This window comes from Rhizobacter sp., assembly GCF_031412075.1.
Lineage (GTDB): Bacteria > Pseudomonadota > Gammaproteobacteria > Burkholderiales > Burkholderiaceae_C > Rhizobacter.
In genome coordinates this window covers 1-2,292 of sequence record NZ_JANOCG010000679.1, presented here as the reverse complement: position 1 = coordinate 2,292, position 2,292 = coordinate 1, and the positions used below count along the sequence as shown (strand labels likewise).

Annotated in this window: 2 protein-coding genes and 1 pseudogene; all 3 read left to right on the top strand. The window is 70.5% G+C overall.

Going from position 1 to position 2,292, the window contains the following annotated elements; all coding sequences use genetic code 11:
• Window positions 1–227, top strand: a pseudogene (locus tag RMO40_RS25185) (tRNA (adenosine(37)-N6)-dimethylallyltransferase MiaA); the annotation flags it as partial.
• A gap of 1 nt (window position 228) precedes the next feature.
• Window positions 229–876: an ATP-binding cassette domain-containing protein gene (locus tag RMO40_RS25180; RefSeq protein WP_309726687.1), complete on the top strand. Its 648-nt coding sequence runs from the start codon at window positions 229–231 to the stop codon at window positions 874–876.
• A partial coding sequence (locus tag RMO40_RS25175) for an FtsX-like permease family protein (RefSeq protein WP_309726674.1) occupies window positions 873–2,292 on the top strand: 1,420 nt, incomplete at its 3' end. The genes RMO40_RS25180 and RMO40_RS25175, both read left to right, overlap by 4 nt.

The following is a 2,292-nucleotide window of genomic DNA, read 5'->3' as shown; positions in this document are numbered from 1 at the left end:
CGTTGCGCTGCGTGGGTTACCGCCAGACCTGGGTGGCCTTGGTCGCGTGCGTCCAGAGCGAGCTGCCCGAGCGCGGCGTGGCCGCCACGCGCCAGCTCGCCAAGCGCCAAATCACCTGGCTGCGCAGCATGCCGCAGCGCCAGGTGGTGGCCTGTGATGCGCCCGATGCACTGCAACAGGCCACCACGCTCGCCCTGAAGCTGGTATCGGAGTTGAAACTTGGCTGAGCTGCTGAACGTGCGTGGCCTCGCCAAACGGTATGGCGAGGCCACGGTTTTCAGCGGGGTCGACCTGCGGGTGGCGGCGGGCGAGTTCGTTGCCATCCTGGGCGAGTCGGGCGTGGGCAAATCGACGCTGCTCAATTGCATCGCCGGGCTCGACAGCGTGGCGAGTGGTTCGGTGCACATCAACGGCACCCACATCACCCGGTTGAGCGAAGCCGAGCAGGCGCTGTTTCGCCGCGCTCACCTGGGATTTGTGTTCCAGGCCTTCCATGTGTTGCCGCACCTGAGCGTGGCGCACAACGTGGGCCTGCCGCTGCTGCTGCAAAAGCGGCCCGACGACACCCGCGTTGAAGCGATGCTGCACGCCGTGGGCCTGCAAGGCTTCGGGGATCGTTTGCCGCAAACACTCTCGGGCGGCCAGTTGCAGCGGGTCGCGCTGGCGCGCGCGCTGGTGCACCGGCCGCAGCTGATCCTGGCCGATGAGCCCACCGGCAACCTCGACCCGACCACCGCCGAGAAGATGATGGACTTGCTCGCCACCCAGGTGCGCGAGCAAGGCGCCGCCTGTGTGCTGGTGACGCACTCGCGCGCGGCGGCTGCGCGCGCCGACCGAGTGCTCACACTCACGGCGCAGGGAATGAGCCCGCCGTGATCGCGCTGCTGCGACAACTGTCGTGGCCCGAGCTGCGCCACCACCCCTGGCGCAACCTCGCCGCCTTGCTGGCGGTGATGCTGGGGGTGGCGCTCGCCTTCTCGGTTCAGCTCATCAACCAGTCGGCGCTGAGCGAGTTCAGCGCGGCGGTGCGCTCGGTCAACGGCCAACCCGACTTCGAGATTCGCGGGCAGCGCGGCGGCTTTGACGAAGCGTTGTACGAACGTGTGGCAGGCCACCCGCAGGTGGGCTGGGCGAGCCCGGTGATCGAGATCGACACCTATGCCTTTGACGCGAAGGGCCAGCGCATCGCCCTGCGTGTGCTCGGCATCGATGCGTTGGTGGTGGCCCCCTTGTCACCCGCCTTGATGCCCCGCCCGGCGGATGACGCCGACCGGCTGGCGCTGTTGCGACCCGACACGCTGTTTCTCAACGCGCAAGCGCAAGAGCAGTTCGGCGCCACCCAGACCCTGCGCCTGCAAACCCCCACCGGCAACGGCGAGTGGCGCGTGCAAGGCAGCGTGGCCGCCAGCGGGCCGCCACTGGCGGTGATGGACCTGGCCGGCGCACAACAAGCCTTCGGCTGGCTCGGCCGCCTGAGCCGCATCGACGTGCGCCTCGCACCCGGCGCCGACCGCGCGGCTGTGTTGCAGTCGCTCGCCTTGCCCGCGGGCTTGCGCGCCGCCTCGCCCGACGAAGCCGCACAACGGGTGTCGAATGTGTCGCGCGCCTACCGCGTCAACCTCACGGTGCTCGCGCTGGTGGCGCTCTTCACCGGCGCGTTCCTGGTGTTCTCGATCCTGTCGCTGTCGGTGGCCAAACGCCAGCCGCAGCTGGCCTTGCTGGGCGTGCTGGGCCTCAGTGCACGTGGGCGGCTCGCGCTGGTGCTGGCCGAGTCGGGGCTGCTCGGCATCGTCGGGAGTGCGCTCGGCTTGGCATTGGGCACGGCGCTCGCCGCCCTGGCCTTGCGGCTGCTGGCCGGTGACCTGGGTGGGGGTTATTTCCCGGGCGTGGCGCCGAGCCTGCAGTTCAGCGCAGGCGCGGCATGGGTGTATGGCCTGCTGGGTGTGCTGGCGGCTCTCATCGGCGGCTGGTTGCCCGCGCGCGCGGCGCAGCGCCTGGCACCGGCGCAGGCCCTGAAGGGCCTGGGTGATGCTGCTTCCGCCCCGTCGGCCCACTGGCCGGGCCCCGTGTTGTTGGTCGCAGGCGTGCTGCTCGCGCTGCTGCCGCCGGTGGCCGAGATCCCGCTCGCTGCTTATGTGTCGGTGGCCTGCCTGCTGTTCGGTGGCATCGCCTGCGTGCCGGTGGGTGTGGGCCTCTTGCTGCGCGCCTTGCGGCCGCCGCGGCATGCGCTGGCCCTGTTGGCGGTGGAACGGGCGCGCCACCAGCGCCACACCGCCACCATCGCCGTGGCCG